The organism is Paenibacillus wuxiensis, assembly GCF_040195695.1.
GTDB lineage: Bacteria > Bacillota > Bacilli > Paenibacillales > Paenibacillaceae > Paenibacillus_B > Paenibacillus_B suaedae.
The window spans coordinates 39,700-62,405 of sequence record NZ_JBEFZI010000009.1 but is presented as its reverse complement, the minus strand read 5'-3'; the positions used below and the strand labels follow the sequence as shown (position 1 = coordinate 62,405).

The following is a 22,706-nucleotide window of genomic DNA, read 5'->3' as shown; positions in this document are numbered from 1 at the left end:
TTCACTAAGCGCTTCTCTCATTTTATATAAGACGTGCTTTCCGTGCTGCATTCGCGGCAGACATCCGATCGTTTACTCCCATCTTGGCATATAGGCTTGAGATATGATTGCGGATCGTTCCTTCGGACAAATAGAGAATCTGAGCAATTTCACGGTACTTCTTTCCTTGTGCCAAATAATAGAGCACCTGCTTCTCACGTTCAGTTAAGCCGAATGGATCTTCACTGCTTTCTATGCACGGCCCCATACTCCCTGCCGCTTCACTTCGATCCTCAGCGTGATCCATTTGCAATAATTGATCGGTCATCAATCGTGCGATCGGCTGCGATAGGAGCGTTCCCCCTTGATGTACAAGACGGACGCTGGCAAGCAGCTCCTTCGGATGCATGGACTTTAGCAGATACGCTTCCGCTCCCGCATCAATCGCTTGTACGGCATAATCTGATTCCTCAATCGTTGTCAGCAGAATGATCTTCACATCCGGCCATCGCTCCTTCATCACACGAACAGCAGCCAAGCCATCCATTCGCGGCATTCGAATATCCATGAGCACGACATCAGGATGCTCGCACTCCATATATTCAATCGCTTCCTTCCCATCCACCGCTGCACCTATGACATAGACATCATCTTCTTGGCTGAATAAATAGCACAAACTCTCACAAAAGAGCTGCTCATCATCAGCAATGAGCAAGCGGATCGGCTGATCGCCCTCTATATGCAACTTGCGCGGAACCTTGCATACAATTTCCATGCCGTTCCCCAATGAAGAACGCACCATTAAGTGCCCACCATAAGCATGCAGGCGATCCTGCATTGATGACAGACCATAGCCAAAGGTTAGCTTCTCATTGCCTAGCCCATTGTCCCGAATCGATAAGCATACTTCTGTCTCGTCATAGACAAGGTTAACCTCGATCGATGATGCTCTACCATGACGCACTGCATTTGTAGCGGCTTCCTGCACACAACGCTCTAATACCATACGGTGTGCATAAGGAATAGAATAGATGATGCCTTCTGTTTTGAGATTACATGCAATACCAGTTTGATTGCCAAGCGTGTCCAGCAAGTGCTTCAATACCTCATCCAATGTTCGCTCCCCTTCTTCAGAAGGAGCGATATCATGAATGTGATGTCGTATTTTTTCAAAGCTGCTCCGTGCGTGTACAATCACACTCTCAAGCCTACTTTTTGCTTGTTCAGGGTCGTCCCCCATAAGAACCTTGACCGATTCCAACCCCATAACAATCGATGCATGTGAATGACCTAATGTATCATGCAATTCTCCAGCTACGCGATTGCGCTCCTCCTGAACGGTAAGCCGCTCCACTTGCTCCGCATATTGACGAATAATATTGAATTGATGCTCATTCTCTTGAAGCAGCTGCTTCATTCTTCGTTGTGAATGCAGAAACACATGAAAGCCAGCACCTATCCCGAACAATATGAAATGATTAACAGACGAGTCCAAAGCCTGAAGCCAAGATAACTTGCCGCTCCATAAACCAATGAAAGGAAAAAGTCCTACAATCGAACCTCCCCACCATACACTCTTCCTTGACGTCATAAATCCAACGAGTAGTGCAGGCAACACCATATTGTCGAGATATAGAGGCATCGACAAATGCATGGAAATGTTAATGCCTCCCGACAAAATTATTTCCGAGGCAATAAATTTCGACGGGTGAATGCTGCCAGGTCTCCAGAACCATAAAGGCAGCGCAGAACACAATATAAATGGTACGATTGTACGTCCGGTATGAACCGTACTAAAGTCCGGTGATATGGCAATATAAACTGCCCCTGATACAATCCAGAGAATGTATAAGCCCATTAGTGCTGTGTCGATCCAATGCCATTGTCGTTGCTCCATTCACTTGCCTCTTTCCACGTAAGTAACATACTTCTCTAATCACTCAGCCAGATATATTTACGGCATTTTCTACATCCAAGATAGATAGGATATTCATATGACAGCATTTCAGATGTTCCTCACTGGGAGCACCATCCTTATTGTAATATGATAGGCCCATGAAAAAAAGCGAAACCGGAGGAATGCAGCATGTTTTCTAATTTACACAGCCATACAAAAGCACTGATTTACACAGCAATCGTCTTCATTCTAGCTATAGGTGTCAGTATCGTTCCGAACACCAATTCCTTACTTTATATGCTGACTCCAACAGTGGCTGCCTTCATTATGCTCCTGTTCGTGACGAAGGACGGTCGATCGCGATCCGGATGGGCCGCGCTTGGATTACGAAAATTCGGGTTAAAATGGTGGCTCCTATGTATCACGGTTCCAGCTGGCATTGTAGCGCTGAGCTATGGATTCGCTTGGGTAGTTGGTGCCCTAGATATCGAGGTTCCCCCCAACTATGCAGGTTATGATTGGTCCGCCTTCCCGTTCGTTGTTGCGATACAATTTGTCAGCGCCGTACTTATCAGCTCACTTGGTGAAGAACTTGGCTGGAGAGGTTATTTGCTTCCGCTTCTTGTAAACAGCTTGGGAGAGAGAAAGGCGTTGTTCGCCACCGGCCTGATTCACGGACTATGGCATATCCCGATTATATTGCTGTCCTCCATCTACCACCAAGATCAAAATCCGATTCTCGCATGCCTATTCATTGTCGTATCCTGCCTGTTCCTAGGCCCTGTCATCGGTTATATTCGATTGCGTTCATCCAGCGTATGGACAGCTTCTATCTTCCACTCGGCACATAACGTAATGTGGAGTATTCTGCGCAGCCTTGCGGTTCCAACTTCAGGTATGGCTTTATATGTAGCGGGAGACAACAGCATCGTTGTCATTCTCTGTTATATGCTGCTTACGGTATGGGTCATGAAGCGCATACGCCACCATGTCAACAATGTTCAATCCACAAACTAAACACATCAAAAAAAAACCGATCAGTTGATGTTCCAAGAGCAGTAATAAGAGAGTTGTATGACAGATAAGCAAAGACGCCTCCAAAACCACTGTAATTGTGGGATGGAAGCGTCTTTTTAATCATGCATGTGCAGACCCATGCGGAGCTCCTCACTTCAACTTCGACTCTCTATAAGGCCCTTGCTCTGTTCGCAGAACTACGACGTCATTTCCTTGGCTTGGGTCAGGACTACTTGCATTAAACCAGGAAAGCGCGCCTCCAGTTCATCCTTGCGCAAACAGATGAATCGCTGTGTTCCCTCCATTCTAGTTCGAATAATGCCTGCTTCGCGCAGTACTTTGAAATGATGGGACATAGTTGACTTGGACAGTGATAATTCGAATCCTCCGCAAGTTTGCTCCGGAATGCTCATCAATTGCAGCACGATATTCATTCGAATCGGCTCGCTGAGCGCATAAAATACTTGCGAAAGTTCAATATCTTCGATAGCGGGATGAAATAATGTTCTCATGTCATTATTGTACCGAAATGATTGACATCATTCAATAGTTCGATTACACTCGAACTATTGAACAAAGGTGCGCACCTTCATATTCAGTGAATCTTACCTATATTCACTATCATTTGTAACCTATGAATCATCTCGATTAAGAACGATCTTGCGTACATCATTGCCGCATGAGATCGCTTATTCATTACAGGAGGCCAGTTACAATGAGCAATACGATGAATCAACCGCTTGCCGCATCATCATTCCGTCCTATTATGTCTTTATTCTTTGCCACGATGTTCATCATCGGTACAGATACCTTTATCGTATCTCCTATGCTGCCAACACTACGAGAAGTTCTGCATATCTCTGTCGAACAATCAGGATGGCTTATTTCTGCTTATGCACTCGGATACGCCCTTTTCGCCCTAATCGCCGGACCGCTATCCGACAGACTGGATCGCAAGTCTTGTCTCCTTGGAGGGATGCTGGGATTCTCTCTGTTCACAGCACTGTGCGGTTCAACAACAAGCTTCACCCTCTTATTCGCCTACCGCGCCTTGGCGGGAATAAGCGCGGCAATCGCCTCGCCGCAAATATGGGCATCCATCCCTCAATTAGTAGCACCGCACAAGATCGTCAAAGCGATGGGCGCCGCAACTGCTGGCTTAGCCGTCTCGCAATGTCTCGGCGTACCTCTTGGCAGCCTGCTTGCCGCGAGCAGTTGGAGACTGCCCTTCTATGCCATCGGAGTAACTGCGCTGCTCATTACCATCATATTGGCGCTAAAGCTCCCTTCTATCCCACCAGCGACGAAACAACGAAGTTCGCTGAGCTCTCTTGGACGACAATATCGCGCTCTTTTCTCGCGCCGCAGCACCACCTTTGCTTTTCTCGGATATTTTTTATATCAGCTAGGTACTTTTTCTACCTTCTCCTATCTGGGGAATTGGCTCGCTGATGACTTTTCTCTTACTGTACAGCAAACGGGATTATTCATCCTTGGCTTTGGGATCGGCAATTTATTCGGCAGTCTTCTCGTCTCGAGGGTGGAACGCACGCTCGGCATTCGGCGAACTGTTACATATTCACTCCTTGGCATGATTGCGATGTATGTGATCGTCATGACCAGCCATCTTATTGCATTCATTAGTATCGCATATGCGCTGATCGCCTTGTGCGGCGGCATGCTGTTCCCTCTCTTAATGGGAACTCTTCAGAAGGATCAGCCGAATGCACGTGGAACCGTATCCGCGCTGGCGAACAGCACGATGTATTTCGCAACGATGCTTGGATCCGTTCTGGCTGGTGTTCTCTATGCACGCATCGCGGGGTTTGCTTCCATCGTAGTTGTTACGATGCTGTGCTATACAGCATCCCTGTTTATCTTCCGCAGCCTGCTGCACAGCCCGCAACCGATCAATAATCAGGCGGCGATGCAGTAGAAGTAGATTCGGCCTGCCTCCTATTCGGTACGAGTAGCGAGGGCTGATGTAATCTAGGATGTACTACACGGCTATCGTACAACTATTGCATTCTTTCTCTATCATCTGGTTTCATTTGAGCTATAATGTTCAATGACACGAAGACACGATAGGGAGAGATCGTTCATAATGAGTCAACGGCTATTATACATAGAAGATGACAAAGAAATCGGAACATGGACCAGCAGTTATTTGCAAGATAAAGGCTATCAGGTAATGTGGCTGCTGTCCGGCGAGCATGCACTGGTGCACGTCCCTGATAGCGATCTGATCATACTTGATGTGATGCTTCCTGGATTGGACGGCTTTACGGTGGGACAGCGTCTGAAGCGCGAACACCCAAGTACGCCCATCTTGCTGCTGTCAGCCCGCACGTCTATTGACGACAAGCTGCAGGGGCTGCAATTCGCCGATGATTACGTAACGAAGCCCTTCCATCCGGATGAGCTTGCTGCAAGAGTGGAGGTACTGCTGCGGCGCTTCGAGAAGCAGACCCCTGCTTCCATCGAGTTGAAGCATCTGCGCATATCCTTGCATGACAATCACATTGTGCATACCTTGACCGGAGAAGAAATCACACTTACCGGCAAACAGCACCATATATTTGCCTTCATGCTGCGTCATGCCAATCAGATCTTAACGAAGGAACAAATTTATGAGAGCGTCTGGGGCGAACCCTACATGGAGGGCGATAAGACACTCATGGTTCATATTCGACATCTGCGGGAGAAAATCGAGAACGATCCAGGCCAGCCGGAAATTATTGAAACGATTCGCGGCATCGGATATCGGGTGAAGCTATGAATTCCCGTATTCCACTGCGCAAATCACTGCTGATCCGGTATTTGACGCTAGTATTTGTCGCGCTCATGATATGGCCGATTATTTTTCCATTAACCTCTACGATTCTCTATTATGTATCTCTCTTGCAGAATGGAGGGGAACCCGTCGAGAATCGTTATGCGGTAGCGGCCAAGTTGGAAGAGAGATGGCACCAAGAAGCTGCTCAATTCAAGCAAGCCGATCGGGCTGCGATTGATCAGAGACTGCATGAGCTGAAGAAGGAGTACCCAGAAGCCAAATTATTCTGGGTAGATAACAGCGGTACTACTCGCCTTCAGCTTCCTGTACAGCCCAGCCTGCCAGCACAATGGAATGCTGGGGACGCCATCACCTTTATGAAGAAGAGCTACGATGGAGATCCGTTCACCGTCGTAGCTTTTATCGGGCAGGATCCGAAGCAAGGATTCATGGTTATGCAAATCGCTCGAAATTTGATGGTATCGGATAGACAGGGATACAGCACAACACACGCTCTTATCATCATCGCCCTCGTGTTTGTTCTATTTACAGTTGCCTCTTGGTGGTTCTTCTATAGACTTCGGGGTCGGCTTGTGCGGTTAGGCAAGGCGATGGTTCCCGATAACGCCAATGGCTTGCCTTCGCCAATTGAGATAACAAAGTGGGATGAAATTGGTCAATTGGAGCATACCTTCAACCAAATGATCAAGCAGCTCACCTCTAGCCGTCAACGGGAACAAGAGGAAGAAACGCTGCGCAAGGAACTGATCGCTAATTTGTCCCATGATCTTCGAACACCGCTAACTACGATTCGGGGACATGCCCATTCGCTCCAACGAGAGCCACTGTCTGAGCAAGGTCAGCAGTCGCTTGTTCTTATCGATAAGAAGGTCAATGATTTGGGACAGCTTGTTGATAATTTATTGGCGTACACGCTGCTGTCTGCTCACAAGTATTCGCTGAAGATGGAAGCAACGGATATGCTGCGGCTTGTCCGAACTTCTGCGGCGAGTTGGTACCCGATTTGGGAGAAAGAAGGCTTTGAGATTCATATTGATCTCCCGGAGCAGCCCGTTGCTTGGAGGGTCGATTCACAGTGGATGACGCGCATCCTCGATAATTTATTTCAAAATATTGTGCGCCATGCCGCAGAAGGCCGGTATATTGGAATTGCGATTCATGCGCATGGAGAGCAGACTGCAATTGTGATTGAGGATCACGGACCTGGTATGAGCGCTGCGTCCGCAAGTAGAGGCGTTGGCCTTGGGCTGACGATTGTCGAGTTGATGACCGCAGAAATGCAGCTGCAATGGGAAGTAACGAGCAGTCCAGAAGGAACAAGGATGAGGATAGAGCCTATAAAGGCAACTAGCGTCTCAAACTAAAGGGAACTCAATGAAATTATGAAATCCAATGAATTCATTGAAATCAATATACTATAAATTCTATAAACTCAATAAACCTTATGTAACATAAGAATCAATTGAACCCAACTGAATCCAGACCAATATAAATTACTTCCACTCGAAAAACCGAACTACCGAAAGTCTAAAGTATCCGTATGAATAAGCACCCCCCACTACGCCCATGGACGTGATCATATTCATGGGCTTCTTCTTCTCCTTTTTTAAACAGATCCTTTCTTAAACAGAATTTAAACAAGCAGCCGCTTTTGTTTTAACCTTCGACCTGTATCGTTAACTGACGAGGTGATATACATTGAGTGAAACAATCATTCAAACCGAAGGGTTGACGAAAACATATGGCGACCGCCGAGCAGTTGATCAGCTTCGGCTTACGATTAAACGCGGGGATATATACGGCTTCCTTGGCCCGAACGGCGCAGGCAAGACAACGACGATCCGCATGCTGCTTGGACTTATTCGCCCCACGAAGGGCAACATTCAAATATTCAACAAGAACTTGCACTCCCATCGGCTGGAAATCTTGCGCAAGGTCGGATCGCTGGTTGAATATCCATCGTACTATGCTCATCTGACTGGTCGGGACAACCTAGAGGCCATACGCAGAATTATCGATGTGCCGAAGTCGCGGATCGATGAAGTGCTTACCATCGTTCGTCTCACAAACGATGCCAATCGCCCAGTTAAGGGGTATTCGCTGGGCATGAAGCAGCGGCTTGGCATCGCCGCAGCTATGCTGGGCAATCCAGAGCTGCTCATCTTGGATGAGCCGACCAATGGCCTCGATCCTTCTGGGATTCTGGAAATTAGAGAGCTGATTAAGAGCCTTCCCCATCAGCATGGCATTACGGTTCTTGTATCCAGCCATCTATTGAGTGAGATTGAACAGATGGCTACGCGCGTAGGCATTATTCAACATGGACGTATGGTCTTTCAGGATTCCATCAGCGTATTGCAGGATCAGGCGCAGCATCGTATTCGATTCGCAGTCTCGAATCCTGTCAAGGCAGCGAATCTGCTCGCTGCATCTGGATGTGCTGTAGAGCAGCAGGAAGGAAGCGTCTTGATGAACTACATGCCAGACAGTCAGGTCGCCTCCCTCGTTGATCTGCTCGTCCATAACCAACTGTCCGTGTATCGAGTAGAAGAACAGCGGCAGTCGCTGGAAGAGATCTTCCTCTCAATGACTGGAGAGGGGAACAATCGATGATCGGGAAGCTGTTGTCATCTGACTTTGTAAAAATACGCCATACATGGATATGGCTGCTCATTGTTCTAGGCCCATTCGGTGTTATCAGCCTGCAGGCACTCAATTACAGCTTGCGTTATGACTACCTCGTATCCAAGCTGAAAGATCAAGTATGGTTCGGGCTGCTTAGCGACATTAAATTATTGGCCGTTCTAGCCCTATTGTTTGGCATAACGCTCGTTACTTCTTTAATTGCAAGTATCGAGCATCGCCAAAGCTCATGGAAGCAGTTGCTCGCGCTTCCTGTGTCACGGTTCAGTATTTTCACATCTAAATACATCCTGAGCTTGTTCATGATGTTCACCGCATCGCTGCTGCTTGCTATCGGATCTGTACTGCTCGGCCTTCTTCTCGGCTTCGGCACAAATATTCCTTGGTCATTGCTGCTCATGAACAGCTTCTATCCATTCTTAGCGGCTATGCCCATACTCGCACTGCAGCTATGGTTATCTACCGTTATCAGCAACCAAGCCATTCCACTTACTTGCGGAATTCTAGGTACGATCGTATCCGTGTATTCGATTAGAATGCCGGATTGGATGCCGTACAAGTGGCCGCTGCTTGTAAATGAAGCCAATATTCCAGAGTACTCCGTCATCGCAGGTATCTTGATCGGCTTCGTCGTGTTTCTGTTCAGCCTTGTTCACTTCATTAGAAGGGATGTGGATTGATGTGGCAACATGGCTGCGATTATTTCAATCTGAACGTTTAAAGTTGGGCAAGTCCCATATTGGACTGCTTACCCTGATCAGTCCTCTGCTGGCCATGCTCGTCGGCCTATTCATTTCTGAGCAGCAGCCGCCCGAAATCCAGTGGCTCTATTTATGGTCGACGATGTCAATCGCGCACGCGATGTTGTTCTTACCGCTGTTGGCTGGCGTGTTCTCTGCATTTATATGCCGGTACGAGCACGCGGGAGGCGGTTGGAAACAAATGCTTTCCTTGCCTGTGTCCCGCTCCAGCCTATACTTGGCGAAATTCGCCCATGTTACACTGCTGCTGGGACTAACACAAGTACTGTTCCTGCTAGGTGCAATTGCTGTCGGCTTATTAAAAGGATATACAGCACCTATCCCTTGGACTGAACTTCTGAGAGCCTTCTCCAATGGCTGGCTGGCTACATTGCCTGTTGCCGCGCTTCAGCTGTTCGTGTCCGTATCATGGTCAAGCTTCGCGGCTCCGCTTGCTATTAACGTGATGCTGACACTGCCGAATATGCTCATCGTCAATTCGGAAAAGTACGGCCCCTGGTATCCTTGGGCACAGCCTGCACTCGCGATGAACGGCGTGGAGAAATACGGGGCATTCAATGTCTCGCTCGGCACTCTTTTGTTCGTCATTGTCGGTGGATTCCTGCTCTTTCTACTTAGTGGTCTTATTTATTTCAACCGCAGAGACATGTAGCTTTATGAGGATATCCTGCTTCTTGTAAAGACGTAGAAAAAAGAGGCAGATAGACATCATTGTCTAGTCTGCCTCTTTCCATATAGGATACGATCCTGTTCATTTTGAATTTATGACATTGGCGGCTGTTGAGATGGAGGCTGCTGCGAGGATTGCTGAGAAGCTGATTGTTCATCACCTGCGGCAGATTGCACGTCCTCTTCTTCCTGCTCCTTATTGCGCTTCTTGCCTGTTAAGAGCTTCCACAAGCCAGCAATGACAGCCACGACAACGATCCAGAACTTTTTGAACAAGCCGAGCGCCAATGCGATTAATCCAACTTTTTTGGCAACGGCAACACCCGCTCCGCCAAGGATAAGTCCAGCCAAGCCATACTCCGCCACCTTATCCGTTGATTCATTGAAATCCTCATAGCGCTTGCCTTCTTTGATTTTCAGTGTAGACAAGACCAAATCATTCATTTCCTTGCGCGATGCTTCTACTTTTTTGGGATCACAAACCAAGATCGCCGACACATAACCCTCTCGCGTCAATATACGCTCGTTATAATTGACCATTGAAGCATTGTCTTTGTCATGCAGTAATAGCGACCATACAACTCTACGTGCCGTTTCATCATATTTAGGCGCTACGTCCCAACCATCCACGAATAGATGATTTTCAGGGGTCATTTCTTTGTTTGCTTCTTCTTGACCGTCTTTGTAACTTTGCAGCAGTTCATCTGCATCGATCTCATTTTTATCGCTATCTTTGATATGTCCGGAATCGGTGTACTCAAAATACAAAAACCAGCGCCCGTCTTCTGGTATAACCGTACCGATTTCGGAGCCGGAAGGTTTGCCGCCATTTCTCGTAATCATGGCTTTCGTTTCCGTGCCATTTATGTATTCCATTCCTTTTTTCAAAGTCACGGTCGCAATGCCTTGATCAAGCTCTACCGCCTGTCCCGCCCCGACAGTGTAGTTCGCAGTACCCTCAGCATGTGCAGGCATCGATCCTGTCATAAGAAGTGCAGCACACCCCATTATGACGGCTGTTTTTTTGAACCATTTCATCACAATCTTTTACCTCCTAGAATATCTCTCTATTTTTCTCTCGACAAACTATACCGGAAGAAGGAATGTATGAAAATAAGTACATATGCCCACATTTTGATTATACAAAGTGACAAACCGTAATTTTCTTGAGACTTTTGGTATGTTTTTCATTTCCAGATCCTACCCCATCCTATTTTATTTTTGCTGATAGGACTAGACGAGAAGAGATAAAAAAAGCAATCTTAGGTCTAATACCTAAGATTGCTACTAAAGTCCTATTCAACAATAACCATCATGGATTGGTTCACCGTAAACAGCAACGGTTTTTCATCATCTGTCTGCTGATACAAGAAAATGCCGTACACTTCATCTGTTAACCCCTCGTCGGTTGTCTCGAAACCATGTTCCGTATGTTGGGACATTCCGAGTGAACGGCTGCGAACAACTGCCTCAAGCGGGATCATCTCTACAACAGCGTGCTTATGCAGCTCCTTCTCCGAAAGACCTAGAGCTGCGAATTGCTCAGACACAAGCTCAGCCTGTACTGCCGCCCATTGCAGAACGCGCGAAGCCTCCTCTTTCTGAAGCTGTCTGTGCCACCATACTTTGCGCGGCTTATATTTATGGTTCATGAAGTAGTCGAGCTTCATTAACCCCAATGCCACATGCGGCTTTTTGAGTCCGTGCGCGGTTAAAAAGGCATGCAGTCTTACGAACAAATCTTCTAATTGATGTCCAATCTTCTGCCAGCCATTTGCTTCCCAGAAGTCGCCGAATGCTTGGAAGAAATCAAACGGTGAGTCGAATTCGATATGCATTAAATACTCCATCGTCCGATCCATGCGATGCGAATTCCAATACTTTTCCAGTACGTCTTCCAGACGCTTCAATCGCACGACATCACGGAACGGAAGCGCATCATTCGACAGCATTTCGTATGGTGCATGATCCATGAAGACATAGCCGTACTTCTCAGCATCCAGACGAAGCCCCGTACCACGCAGCATCTTCAAGAATCCGAGCTGTAATTCCTCCGGACGCAGTGCAAATACATCGTTGAATGTTTTGCGGAATGTATCGTAATCCTCAAGCGGCAGCCCTGCAATCAGATCCAAGTGCTGATCAATCTTGCCGCTGTCCTTCACCTTCATTACGGTTCGGGTCAGCTTCGTGAAGTTCTGGCGCCGCTTCACAAGCTCATTCGTTGGATCGTTCGTCGATTGGACGCCGATCTCAAAGCGGAATACCCCGGGTGGTGCATGCTCAGCCAAGTAATCAAGCACCTCTGGGCGCATAATGTCCGCCGTGATCTCAAATTGGAATACACAGCCGCGATGGTTCTCAATGAGGAACTGGAACATCTCCATTGCGTAATCGCGCTTGATGTTGAACGTCCGATCGACGAACTTAATGAGCTTCGCCCCATTATCGATCAGATACAAGATGTCCGCCTTCGTCCGTTCAATATCGAAATAACGAACGCCAACTTCGATACTGGATAAGCAAAATTGGCAGCTGAACGGACAGCCGCGGCTTGTCTCGAAGTAGACAACACGCTTGCCGAGGCTCGGAATATCCTCCGCAAAGCGGTGGGGGGATGGAATTTCATTCAAGTCCAGCTTCGGGCGGGGCGGATTGATAACGACCTCGCCCTGCTTGTTCCGATACGCCACCCCGAATACGAAATGATACTTCCCTTCGCCTTCGATCTCCCGCAGCAAATGAAGCAGCGTCTCTTCTCCCTCACCCATAACGATGAAGTCAACATCCGACAGCCGCTCCATCCATTCCTTCGTGTCATAGGACACCTCGGGGCCGCCAAGTACGATGCGGATCTCCGGCCGCACCTTGCGCAGCATGTTGACGACCTTAATCGTTTCCTCAATGTTCCATATATAACAGGAGAACCCGATCACATCCGGCTCTCGCTGGTACAGATCTGAGACGATATTCATCACCGGATCCTTAATTGTATATTCGGCAATGTCGACATCGAACTCGCTTTCGCAATGCGCCTTCAAGCAGCGTATTGCCAGCGAGGTATGAATATATTTAGCATTTAATGTTGCAAGTACAACTTTCATTTAAACCTTCCTCTCATCAGACACTACCTTAAAGTGACCAAGCTGCTCGATCAGCCTCTACCATTATAACCAAAGTAAAGGCAGATCTCGACATGCATGCATCCAAGAAACCACCTTGAACAGAAAAGCAAGCTGCAGGCAGCTTGCTTTATTCTGTGTCAATGCAATCGAAAACGGATTATCGAATCATGCCGCCACTATAGTGCAGCTCGTAAACGCTATGATCTCTTTTGACCAAAGTAAACATCCCAATATACATAGTCTCCACTGCGGTATTCCAACTGCACGGAGCCAGGTAATATCGGTTGGACAGATGTGTTATTGTCCGCTGCAGCATACGTGCATTGCTTCGCATCTACTAAAAAGTTCGCAAGCTCTTGATCATTGCTCAACATCGTGTACCTCTTCCTCGTAATCAATCACACTATGCAATTGGTGTGCCGTTTGGAATGATCTCATCTGTATTTAGTAGAACAACATCGCCTTCCTCAGGCACTCCACCCAATACGAGCACTTCAGAATCGAAGCCGGCGATACGGCGCGGCGGGAAATTCACAATAGCAACAACCTGTCTTCCTACCAGCTTGTCCGGCGTATACCGAGCTGTGATTTGCGCACTTGATCGCTTCGTGCCGAGCGGTCCGAAATCGATTGACAGCTTAATCGCGGGCTTGCGCGCTTTCTCGAACGGCTCTGCCTCCACGATCGTTCCAACACGTATATCGAGTTTCATAAAGTCCTGAATGCTTGCTTCATCCTTGATTTGTTCCAGATTAAACTCGTGCATCATGATTCAACCCCTTATTCACGCAATTCATCGTGTCAATGGTAGTACCCGTTCTTCAAGCTTCCTATCTATCGTCGTGTCTCGTATCTATCCTCGGATGTCCATATACGCCACTTCTGCCCAAATATTTCCGTTTCATCATTTCATTTGTTATTCGCGGTTGAACATTCGACCTTATCTGCAATCCCTAACCCTATTCCATATCGTAGCGACCCGCTTCTTCTTCCCGCTGTTGGAAAAATTCAAGGAACGGCATGCCGAACTGCTTCAGCTTCGCTTCCCCGACCCCTTTAATACGGAGCATGCCTGCTTCGGTCGTCGGCTGCATCTCCGCCAATTCCCGCAGCGTGCTGTCATTAAACACAATGTAAGGCGGTACTCCAGCCTGGCTTGCCAGTTCGCGCCGAATGAGACGAAGCTGCTCAAATATCGTCTCATCAATGGCAGTGCCCGCCTTCGGTTTCAACGACTTCGCAACCCGCTGTTCAACGGTTCGCTTGCCCTTCAATACATCCGCTGCCAGCGGCAGCAGCCGCACAACCGGATACTGCCCTTCGCTAAGCTGCAAGTACCCCTCGGCAATAAGAACATAGATGAGATCCGAAATTTCCTTCTCCGCCAAATGCCGCATTTCGCCATGCGTAGACAACTTCTCGAATCCATACTGCATGACCTTCTTGTTGCGCGATCCCTTCAGTACGGAAGCGACCATAGATACGCCGAATCGCTCACGCATCCGGTAAATACAGGAGAAGATTTTCTGCGCTTCAATCGTGATATCAATCGACTCACGCTCGTCCTTGCAATTTCCGCATACGCCGCATGGCTGCTCTCCATCTTCTCCAAAATAACGAACCATATAATTTTGCAGACAGCCGGTCGTATAGCAATAATCGATCATGACTTGCAGCTTCTTATATTCATGCGCCTTCCGTTCTGGAGTCGCCTCGCTTTGTTCGATGAAGAACTTCTGCGTCAATATATCCTGCGGATGGAACAATAGCACGCATTCGCTCGGCTCACTATCGCGTCCCGCGCGTCCTGCCTCCTGCACATAGGCTTCCATATGCTTCGGCATGTTGTAATGCAGCACATACCGTACGTTGGACTTGTCGATGCCCATGCCGAACGCGTTCGTCGCTGCAATGACACGCACATCATCATAGAGGAAGGCTTCCTGCATCTTTGCCCGCTCCTCATCTTCGAGTCCAGCATGATAGCGGCCAGCAGCTATTCCTGCACGTCTCAGCATGTCATAGATGTCCTCGACTTCCTTCCGCGTCGACGCATAAATAATGCCTGACTCGCTCGATCGCTGCCGGACATAATCAAGCGTGAACGCCTTCCGCTCCTCGCCGCGCAGCACCGTAAACGACAAGTTATCCCGCTTGAATCCCGTAACGACAAGTTCGGGTTCCAGCAGTTCCAAGGAATGAATAAGATCCTCCGTTACTTCCGGCGTCGCAGTTGCGGTAAATGCCGCCACAATCGGACGCTCGCGGCCACTCTGCACAAGTTCCTGAATGAAAGGTGCAATTGTCCGATAGCTTGGGCGAAAATCATGTCCCCATTGCGAGACGCAGTGGGCTTCGTCTACCGCTACCATCGATATCGGAATCGATTTTGCGCGTTCTCGGAACCATTCTGTCTCTAACCGCTCCGGCGCTACATAGAGCAGCTTAATGCGTCCTTCTTGCGCCTGCCACATGAGACGGCCCGCCTCCCCCATCTCAAGCGTGCTGTTGATGAATCCAGCCTTGACTCCCAAGCTGTGCAGCGCATCCACCTGATCCTTCATTAATGAAATAAGCGGCGAGATTACCAGCGTTACTCCAGGCAGCAGCAGCGCTGGTACCTGATAACAAATTGACTTTCCCCCGCCGGTTGGCATAATCCCCACCGTGTCATTGCCTTCGGCAAGATGTTCAATAATTTTCCGTTGTCCATCGCGGAAGCCATCGTAGCCGTATACTCGCTGCAATGCGCTTCGCGCTTGGTCCATTGTAAACATGTGCGTAGACTCCTTTTCCCCGTTCCCTTGCGGCAACCCGTTGTTCCTGTCCTTCATTATAACATGGGCTTTTCCTATGAGGTAATAGCTTCCACTCCACGCTTCTCTGGCCATATGTACGTCTTTTTGCCTATTCTGAATAGAATCTGCCCAAACTTTCTGCTATAGTGATAGCATTCCATAGAACATGTCCTACAGCGCGCCACCAGCGCCATCTGTGAAGCGCACTGTTCTGTATAGTGTTGTCTACTCATCAAGGAGGTCTTACGAATGCGTAAGCGAGAGAATCATAAACCGAGAAAAGGCCCGCAGAAGAATCAGCCGGCTAAAGCTTACCAATCCGGCAAGCCAGTCAAATCAGCTAAACCAACTAAACCAACTAAACCAACTAAACCAACCCATCATACACCGCCGAAGGCTCGCGAATATACGGTTCAGGAACCAGCCGAATTGCTCAGCTTCTTATTAAATACGGTGGAAAATATGGGGCGTAACTCCATCAAGTCCGCACTGGCACGCGGACAAATCTCTGTCAACGGACAAGCCGTAACTGCCTATAATCATCCACTCCAGCCTGGACAAGTTGTAAGCTTGTCGAAGGAGAAAATCATTGAAGCTCCTCCATTTGTAGGTTTGTCGATACTGCATGAGGACGACGATATCATCGTCATCAACAAGGAAGCCGGTCTGCTGTCTATTGCCTCCGAGCAGGAGAAGGAGTTGACTGCCTACCACCAGCTAACGACGCATGTTCGCTTGCAGCATCCGAGCAACCGGATATTTGTCGTGCATCGTCTCGATCGGGATACGTCCGGGGTCATGATGTTCGCTAAGAAGGAAGACATCAAGCAGCAACTGCAAAATAATTGGAAAGAAATCGTACAGGAACGATCCTATGTTGCGCTAGTTGAAGGCAAGGTTCGCCAGCCGGAAGGTACAATTTCCTCCTGGCTGAAGGAAATGAAAACATTAAAAATGTATTCCAGTCCGTATCAGAACGATGGCCAGCATGCGGTTACGCACTATAAAACACTGGAAGCCAACAGCGCTTACTCCCTGCTGGAGGTTCATCTCGAAACGGGGCGCAAAAATCAGATTCGCGTTCACATGGAGGATCTCGGTCATCCGATCGTAGGTGACAAGAAGTACGGCGCCAAATCAAGAGGATTGGGACGACTAGGTCTGCATGCGCGCATCCTGGCATTCACTCATCCAACTTCAGGCAAGCCAATTCGATTCGATACAGGCATTCCGAAGCCATTTACCCGCTTATTGCAGCAAGACGGAGTACCCGCGCCAAGAAGAGAGCGCCGCTAATCTCCTCGAATCAGAATACGATATGATATCGCAAACGAACAACACAAATAGCCGTTCTCCTTACAATTAAGGGAGCGGCTATTTCTTTCCTATTAATTGTTGGGCCTCTTCTCTCCTATTAACCTGATTTACAATCGCTTGCTCATCTTGTAATTCACCAAGTCAACCCCTCTGCGCTGCACCGTCTGAGCTTGAAGGATGCAGAACCCGTGCCGCTCGAAGAAGGGAACGGCCGTAATACTTGCATCCGTTCTCATTTCGGACAGCCCCAGTCTCCTCGCTTCCTGCTCCAGCTTGGACAACAATGCCGTTGCAACACCTTGCTTCTGAACATCCTTATGAACATAGAGCCGATCCAAATACCCGCCAGCATCCATATCGCTAAATCCGACCAATTCGCCGTCCCGAATCGCTACATACGTTATGTGCTGGCTTAACGACGCTGTCCAGCGAACCAGCTTCTCTTCCTGTTCATCGGCCGGCGCCCAGGCTTGTAATTGTGCAGCAGTATAATCTTGTGCGTTAACGGTGTGTACCGTATCGAAGAATAAGGCGACAATCTGCGCGATATCTTCTAATTCAAATGATCGTATATGCATGATATTCCATCCTCCTTCCGTTTCTACCTTACCAAAAATAAACGCACCCATTCATTCATCTATTCTATTATAAAATCATTTTTTATTTTCTCGTGAACCTCCTCACCATTTCGAGCCATCTAATGGGTACATTAACCAAAACCAATCGATTCAGGAGGATTCAATATGAAATCTTATAAACTCATGCTCGCTGCTATCACTGCAAGCTTGCTCATCACAAGCCTGCCAGCTAACTTCACGCTTCATACCGCATATGCGGCGGAACAGCCGACAAACGAAGCTGCAAAAAAAGCTGCAATCGAAGCATCGGCATTGGACAAGCTTGATCCCGCAATGCTCGAAAAAGCAAAGAAGGCTCTGCAGGAGCTAGCTCCTAAAAGAACGATGGAACTAGCTGCTTTGCACAACGGTACCGAGGCTGGCTATGAATATCTTGGAGAGGATCGGCTGTTAATCGAAGACAAAGACAATCAGGCGCGCGTCATGATCGGCAAGGCAAAGGGCGATATTTTAGCATGCGAAATCAACTTCACATGGCAAGAGCTCGATACTTCGCTTCAGTCCGTTATCCAAAAAGCAATGAAAAGTTTGGATGCACAACAGAAATTCAAGATTACGCAAATTACTCGTGTTAAAACCGATACAGACATGAACCATTGGACATTCAACGGCAGCAATATTTCAGGCGTGATTGATGCAGTCACAGGCAAAGCAACGTACGTGTCAACGGATTATGACTTGGCGAAAATCGATTCAAAGTGGAGCTCGCTAGCCAAGAAAACAATTCAATCCCTGTCAGCAGACAAAAGCAAGCAGCTCCGCAATTTCGTCCAAGTGTACATAAACATGAAAGCAGAAAACCAAAAAACAGCCTCTTTCTCCGATGAAAGCGGCCGCTATCTTATCAAAATCAATGCTGCTACAGGCAAGCTGATGTCCTTTGCCAACTCTGAGGAAATTACCCGTTATGCATCGGAAGAAGCACGCAAGAAGGCATTCGCCAAGCCTTTTTATACGAGTGACAAAGCCATTGCAGCGGCTGCTCCAACGGTCAAGCAATATTTCGACCTAGACTTGAAAGGCTATCAGGTTCACGTCAAGCAAGAACAGTATACATTCACAAAACAAGGAAAACCAAGCGTCTATGGTAAGATCAATCAAAAAGGAAAGTTCTGGAGCATGTCCCTTACTGCTCCAACAGAATCTTGAACAAATGAATCGAGCAAATAGGGTTTGTGTCACGACCTCTATCTCGCACCATGATATGGGCCTTGGCCCCATTATAAAAAAAGGAGATCATTACTGTGCAGCAGCCAGAACAACTCGCAGCACGAGCTTGCAAAGGGGACAAGGACGCATTTGGCACGCTCATTCGCACCTATGAAGCCCCCCTATACAGAGTGGCCAAGTCGATTGTACATTCCGATGAAGATTGCGCAGATGCCATACAAGAAGCTGTGCTCAAAGCATATCGATCCATCCATTCGCTGCGCGAGCCGAAATATTTCAAAACCTGGCTCGTTCGCATCCTTGTAAATGAATGCCGAGCATTGCTGCGAAAGAAAAAACAAACCGTACCTTTCGTTGAGCTTCAGCATTCGAAAGCCGAAACTAGCGAGTACGAACATATCGAAACACTGGAAATCGTCAACGCGCTGGAAGAAGATCTGCGAATCGTTGTAACACTGTTCTATATTGAGGATTTACCGCTCAAGGAGGTAGCCGATATGCTGGATCAGCCTGTCGGCACCGTGAAGTCTCGCCTGTTCCGCGCCAGAAACAAGCTCGCGGACATGCTTCATATCTCACGTGAGAATGGAAAGGAGCTAATGATTTAATGAATTCGAATATCGACGAACAAATCCGTACGCACCTAACCGGAAATCTCAGCTCCGAAATCCCAGAGCTCGTACGATCACGTTTGGAGCAAACGCTGCAATTGCTGGAGACAGAATCAATGCCGATGCAGCATCGGACTCATTCCCGCCATCGGAAATCTTGGTTCGTTGCGGCCGCAGTCGTGCTCGCGATCGGGGGAACATTAGCTTCCGGATTCATTTCACCCGCTATGGCTGAGACGCTCAGAAAGGTGCCGTTCATCGGTCAAATCTTTGAAGCACTCGGCGATAACGCCTTGCAGGATGCGAATCGGAAAGGATTGTCCCTTCCCGTTAATCTAAGCGCAACGGATCAAGGCATTACGCTGACCATTACCGAGGTGTTGTATGACGGCGTGGAAATTAAGCTTGGCATACAGGAAAGCTCGACGAGCAAGCTTCCTATTATTTTGGATCGGTCGGACAGATATGAAATTGTGAAGAGCAGGACTCAGGAGGATCCAACACATGCGCTGGATATTTGGTCCCATGCTTGGTCAAATGTGCGCTCGGAAACCTCCACGCAAAACATCGGAATATTATCGTTTGAGTCGATGCTCGGCACGGAACCGGATCGAGACGCCAAAATATCGAAAGAATTCCCACTGCCGATCACGATTAAGAAGGTCGGAGATGTGGAAGGAAACTGGAAATTCGAAATTCCCGTCAAATGGAATGCGTCACTGACGAAAAAAATTCCTATTAATAAGACCAATAAGGCGCCTGACGGCATTGGATCCATCACGCTTCAGTCCGTCGTTACTTCGCCGCTAGGAACCGAGATTCGATTCAAGACCGCAGAAGCCTACCCTTCGACTTCTTCTAGCTGGAGCGGATTCAACAGCGACTATATGGTTGTGGATGAGAACGGATATATTATTTCATCTGCAGGCGGTTCAGGCGGGCCAGGCAATCAAATGCAAACGAATATTGCAGAGATGATACATACGAAAAAGTATGATCCAATACCCGAGCGCTCCAAGACGCTCATATTCAAGCCCTATAAATCGGGAAGACGGTATGGCGATGCAGCGATCACGCTGAATCCAAATGCGCTTCCACTGACGCTCCAGCAGGGAGAGGTTGGCTCTGTTACGGTGAACAGCATGGCATTCGAAGAAGACAGAGTCATTATTCAATATGATGTGAACGGCAACGACCCTGTAGGCCAGAAACTTGCCATGGAGTTCATCCAAGACGGAAAACGAGTATTTAGCGACAATTCCAAGCTGCTGCGTGTGAATAACAGCGTATATTCGTACGTTGGCGAATATCCGTTCCAAAAAGACATGCCCATTAAGCTGTATTCAAGCAAGCTGCGCAAAGCGACCTTTTATAAGGAGCTTGAATTCCAAGTCCCGTTACGGTAAAATCCGATAAAGTACAATTGAGAAGTAAGTTTCGACAACTCCTACTATTCATTTCAGTTAGAATCATTCATAATGGGGATGAGATGGAGTCAACATCTTACCGATCTATTTGCCGCACGGGGGTGATACGATGACTGAGCACATGGAGAACCAGGGTAATGCTGAAGCAACGGAGAGCAAGAAAGTAAGCTTGGCGGATGCCGCGAAGCGCATGCTGCAGCAGAAGAAGCAGGCCCAAGGGAAATCGCAAGGCGTGCACAAGCATCAGGAATCTGGCCAACCAACAATGAAGAGCCAGAATACGAAGAAGATTAACAATCAACGCAAGCGTATGGGTGTGTAAGCCTGTAGAGGGGTGGGATCTCAGAATTCATGTTCTGAGGTTCAGCCCCTTTTTCATGTTATAGCCTACAGACTATTGCACCAGAAACTTTGCTGCAACCCCTACAATAATGGTATATTGAGAACATACTGAGAAATGACTTCAGATTTATGAATTCAAGGAACAGAGGTGGCTACCCATGGTAAATTTCGAGCAACAATTAGAAAAGTATGCTGAACTTATCGTAAAGGTCGGCGTCAACGTACAGAAGGATCAAGATGTATTCGTTAACAGTTCTATCGAAGTCGCTCCACTGGCCCGCCTCGTTGCCAGCAAGGCATATGAAGCAGGCGCACGCAACGTACATATCGATTGGTCGGATGAGGCTACAACTCGCTTGAAATTCGAGAAGGCATCAGACGACGTGTTCACTCAATTCCCGGAATGGGAAGCATTGAAGCGCAATACCTTCGTGGATAAGGGTGCTGCATTCATCTCTATCGTCTCCTCCAGCCCAGACTTGCTGAAGGGTGTGGATCCACAGCGGATCGGCAATAACCAAAAGGCATCTGGACAAGCACTGGAGCACTTCCGCCGCTGCGTTCAAGCGAACAAAGTAAGCTGGACAGTTGTTGCAGCTTCTTCCCGCGATTGGGCAGCCAAAGTATTCCCTGGCGTAGCTGTAGAAGAAGCAGTTGAGAAGCTGTGGGAAGCGATCTTCCAATCCATCCGTCTGAATTCCGACAACCCGGTTCAAGCTTGGACGGAACATAACGAAACATTGCATAAGAAAGTTGAAGTATTGAACGGCAAGCACTTCCACAAGCTGCACTATACAGCTCCTGGAACGGACTTGACGATCGAATTGCCTGAGAAGCATCTGTGGGTAGGCGCTGGCAGCGTCAACGAGAAAGATGTGCCGTTCATGGCGAACATGCCAACAGAAGAAGTATTTACAGTGCCTCATAAGCTCGGCGTAAACGGCTATGTGTCCAGCACGAAGCCGCTTAGCTATGGCGGCAACCTGATCGACAACTTCAAGATCACGTTCGAAAATGGTCGTATCGTGAAGGTAGAAGCTGAACAAGGTCAAGAGATCCTGCAGCAGCTCGTCGACACAGACGAAGGCTCGCACTTCTTGGGTGAAGTGGCGCTTGTGCCGCACCAATCCCCTATCTCGGAATCGAACATCTTGTTCTACAACACGTTGTTCGATGAGAATGCATCCAACCACTTGGCTATCGGCAGCGGCTATGCGTTCAACGTAGAAGGCGGAACGAAGATGTCTCAGGAAGAGCTGGAAGAGAACGGCGTGAACCGTAGTATTACGCACGTGGACTTCATGATCGGCTCTGCGGACATGGACATCGACGGCATTCTTAAGGATGGCACAACAGAGCCAATCTTCCGCAAGGGCAACTGGGCAATCTAATATTGAGCAAGCAAAGCAGTAGAAGCAGAACGCTTCTACTGCTTTTTTTATCGCAATAACGTATTGCTCTCCCCGTTCTACTGCCGCATAATGGGAGAATAAGACAGAAGCAAGAGCGGAAGCT

At 48.0% G+C, this 22,706-nt stretch carries 21 protein-coding genes; 13 read left to right on the top strand and 8 right to left on the bottom strand.

The annotated features are described in order from the left end of the window. Positions 1-22: 22 nt before the first annotated feature. Entirely contained in the window at positions 23-1,876 is a 1,854-nt protein-coding gene (locus tag ABN764_RS20930) for a response regulator (protein WP_446673007.1), read from the bottom strand. A gap of 189 nt (positions 1,877-2,065) precedes the next feature. Here ABN764_RS20930 and ABN764_RS20925 point away from each other — a divergent pair, with 189 nt between their 5' ends. Continuing rightward, a complete protein-coding gene (locus ABN764_RS20925; RefSeq protein WP_446673006.1) occupies positions 2,066-2,893 on the top strand; it encodes a CPBP family glutamic-type intramembrane protease in 828 nt (275 codons plus the stop codon). Between the two features lie 197 nt (positions 2,894-3,090). Here ABN764_RS20925 and ABN764_RS20920 read toward each other — a convergent pair whose 3' ends face one another. Then, a complete protein-coding gene (locus ABN764_RS20920; RefSeq protein ID WP_446673005.1) occupies positions 3,091-3,405 on the bottom strand; it encodes an ArsR/SmtB family transcription factor in 315 nt (104 codons plus the stop codon). Positions 3,406-3,608: 203 nt separating this feature from the next. Here ABN764_RS20920 and ABN764_RS20915 point away from each other — a divergent pair, with 203 nt between their 5' ends. The 6 genes from ABN764_RS20915 to ABN764_RS20890 all read left to right on the top strand — a co-directional run bounded on the left by ABN764_RS20915 (position 3,609) and on the right by ABN764_RS20890 (position 9,746). Then, positions 3,609-4,829: an MFS transporter gene (locus tag ABN764_RS20915; RefSeq protein WP_446673004.1), complete on the top strand. Its 1,221-nt coding sequence runs from the start codon at positions 3,609-3,611 to the stop codon at positions 4,827-4,829. A gap of 168 nt (positions 4,830-4,997) precedes the next feature. Then, positions 4,998-5,672, top strand: a complete 675-nt coding sequence (locus ABN764_RS20910; protein ID WP_446673003.1) for a response regulator transcription factor — start codon at positions 4,998-5,000, stop codon at positions 5,670-5,672. After that, complete coding sequence (locus ABN764_RS20905; RefSeq protein ID WP_446673002.1) at positions 5,669-7,054, top strand: sensor histidine kinase; 1,386 nt, start codon at positions 5,669-5,671, stop codon at positions 7,052-7,054. The genes ABN764_RS20910 and ABN764_RS20905 overlap by 4 nt, the downstream gene beginning before the upstream one ends. 334 nt (positions 7,055-7,388) lie before the next feature. Continuing rightward, the gene (locus ABN764_RS20900) at positions 7,389-8,303 is read left to right on the top strand and encodes an ABC transporter ATP-binding protein (protein WP_446673001.1); all 915 of its coding nucleotides are present in this window, start codon (positions 7,389-7,391) and stop codon (positions 8,301-8,303) included. Further along, positions 8,300-9,013 carry an ABC transporter permease gene (locus ABN764_RS20895; protein ID WP_044353872.1) on the top strand — a complete coding sequence of 238 codons (714 nt, stop codon included), beginning with the start codon at positions 8,300-8,302 and terminating at the stop codon, positions 9,011-9,013. The genes ABN764_RS20900 and ABN764_RS20895 overlap by 4 nt, the downstream gene beginning before the upstream one ends. A 1-nt stretch (position 9,014) precedes the next feature. Next, positions 9,015-9,746: an ABC transporter permease gene (locus ABN764_RS20890; RefSeq protein ID WP_185929432.1), complete on the top strand. Its 732-nt coding sequence runs from the start codon at positions 9,015-9,017 to the stop codon at positions 9,744-9,746. 110 nt (positions 9,747-9,856) lie between these two features. Here ABN764_RS20890 and ABN764_RS20885 read toward each other — a convergent pair whose 3' ends face one another. From ABN764_RS20885 to recQ, 5 genes are all read right to left on the bottom strand, one after another. Continuing rightward, positions 9,857-10,801 (bottom strand): DUF2167 domain-containing protein, encoded by a 945-nt coding sequence (locus ABN764_RS20885; RefSeq protein WP_446673155.1) that lies wholly within the window; start codon positions 10,799-10,801, stop codon positions 9,857-9,859. Between the two features lie 257 nt (positions 10,802-11,058). After that, a complete protein-coding gene (locus tag ABN764_RS20880) occupies positions 11,059-12,867 on the bottom strand; it encodes a B12-binding domain-containing radical SAM protein (protein WP_446673000.1) in 1,809 nt (602 codons plus the stop codon). Between the two features lie 218 nt (positions 12,868-13,085). After that, positions 13,086-13,262, bottom strand: a complete 177-nt coding sequence (locus ABN764_RS20875; RefSeq protein ID WP_446672999.1) for a hypothetical protein — start codon at positions 13,260-13,262, stop codon at positions 13,086-13,088. 29 nt (positions 13,263-13,291) lie between these two features. Beyond that, entirely contained in the window at positions 13,292-13,654 is a 363-nt protein-coding gene (csaA, locus tag ABN764_RS20870; protein WP_446673154.1) for a chaperone CsaA, read from the bottom strand. Positions 13,655-13,847: 193 nt separating this feature from the next. Continuing rightward, complete coding sequence (recQ, locus tag ABN764_RS20865) at positions 13,848-15,665, bottom strand: DNA helicase RecQ (protein ID WP_446672998.1); 1,818 nt, start codon at positions 15,663-15,665, stop codon at positions 13,848-13,850. A gap of 270 nt (positions 15,666-15,935) precedes the next feature. Between recQ and ABN764_RS20860 the strand changes: the two genes are divergently transcribed. Further along, positions 15,936-16,982 carry an RluA family pseudouridine synthase gene (locus ABN764_RS20860; protein ID WP_446672997.1) on the top strand — a complete coding sequence of 349 codons (1,047 nt, stop codon included), beginning with the start codon at positions 15,936-15,938 and terminating at the stop codon, positions 16,980-16,982. 128 nt (positions 16,983-17,110) lie between these two features. Here ABN764_RS20860 and ABN764_RS20855 read toward each other — a convergent pair whose 3' ends face one another. Next, positions 17,111-17,581 carry a GNAT family N-acetyltransferase gene (locus ABN764_RS20855; protein ID WP_174809367.1) on the bottom strand — a complete coding sequence of 157 codons (471 nt, stop codon included), beginning with the start codon at positions 17,579-17,581 and terminating at the stop codon, positions 17,111-17,113. A 165-nt stretch (positions 17,582-17,746) separates the two neighbouring features. Here ABN764_RS20855 and ABN764_RS20850 point away from each other — a divergent pair, with 165 nt between their 5' ends. The 5 genes from ABN764_RS20850 to ABN764_RS20830 all read left to right on the top strand — a co-directional run bounded on the left by ABN764_RS20850 (position 17,747) and on the right by ABN764_RS20830 (position 22,582). Further along, on the top strand, positions 17,747-18,790 hold the full coding sequence (locus tag ABN764_RS20850; RefSeq protein WP_446672996.1) for a hypothetical protein: 1,044 nt from the start codon (positions 17,747-17,749) through the stop codon (positions 18,788-18,790). Positions 18,791-18,885: 95 nt separating this feature from the next. Beyond that, positions 18,886-19,419, top strand: coding sequence for an RNA polymerase sigma factor (locus tag ABN764_RS20845; protein WP_446672995.1), 534 nt, complete (start codon positions 18,886-18,888; stop codon positions 19,417-19,419). Continuing rightward, positions 19,419-20,828 (top strand): DUF4179 domain-containing protein, encoded by a 1,410-nt coding sequence (locus tag ABN764_RS20840; protein ID WP_446672994.1) that lies wholly within the window; start codon positions 19,419-19,421, stop codon positions 20,826-20,828. The genes ABN764_RS20845 and ABN764_RS20840 overlap by 1 nt, the downstream gene beginning before the upstream one ends. Positions 20,829-20,958: 130 nt before the next feature. Next, complete coding sequence (locus tag ABN764_RS20835; RefSeq protein ID WP_021254431.1) at positions 20,959-21,171, top strand: hypothetical protein; 213 nt, start codon at positions 20,959-20,961, stop codon at positions 21,169-21,171. A gap of 178 nt (positions 21,172-21,349) precedes the next feature. Then, a complete protein-coding gene (locus ABN764_RS20830; protein ID WP_446672993.1) occupies positions 21,350-22,582 on the top strand; it encodes an aminopeptidase in 1,233 nt (410 codons plus the stop codon). Positions 22,583-22,706: the final 124 nt, after the last annotated feature.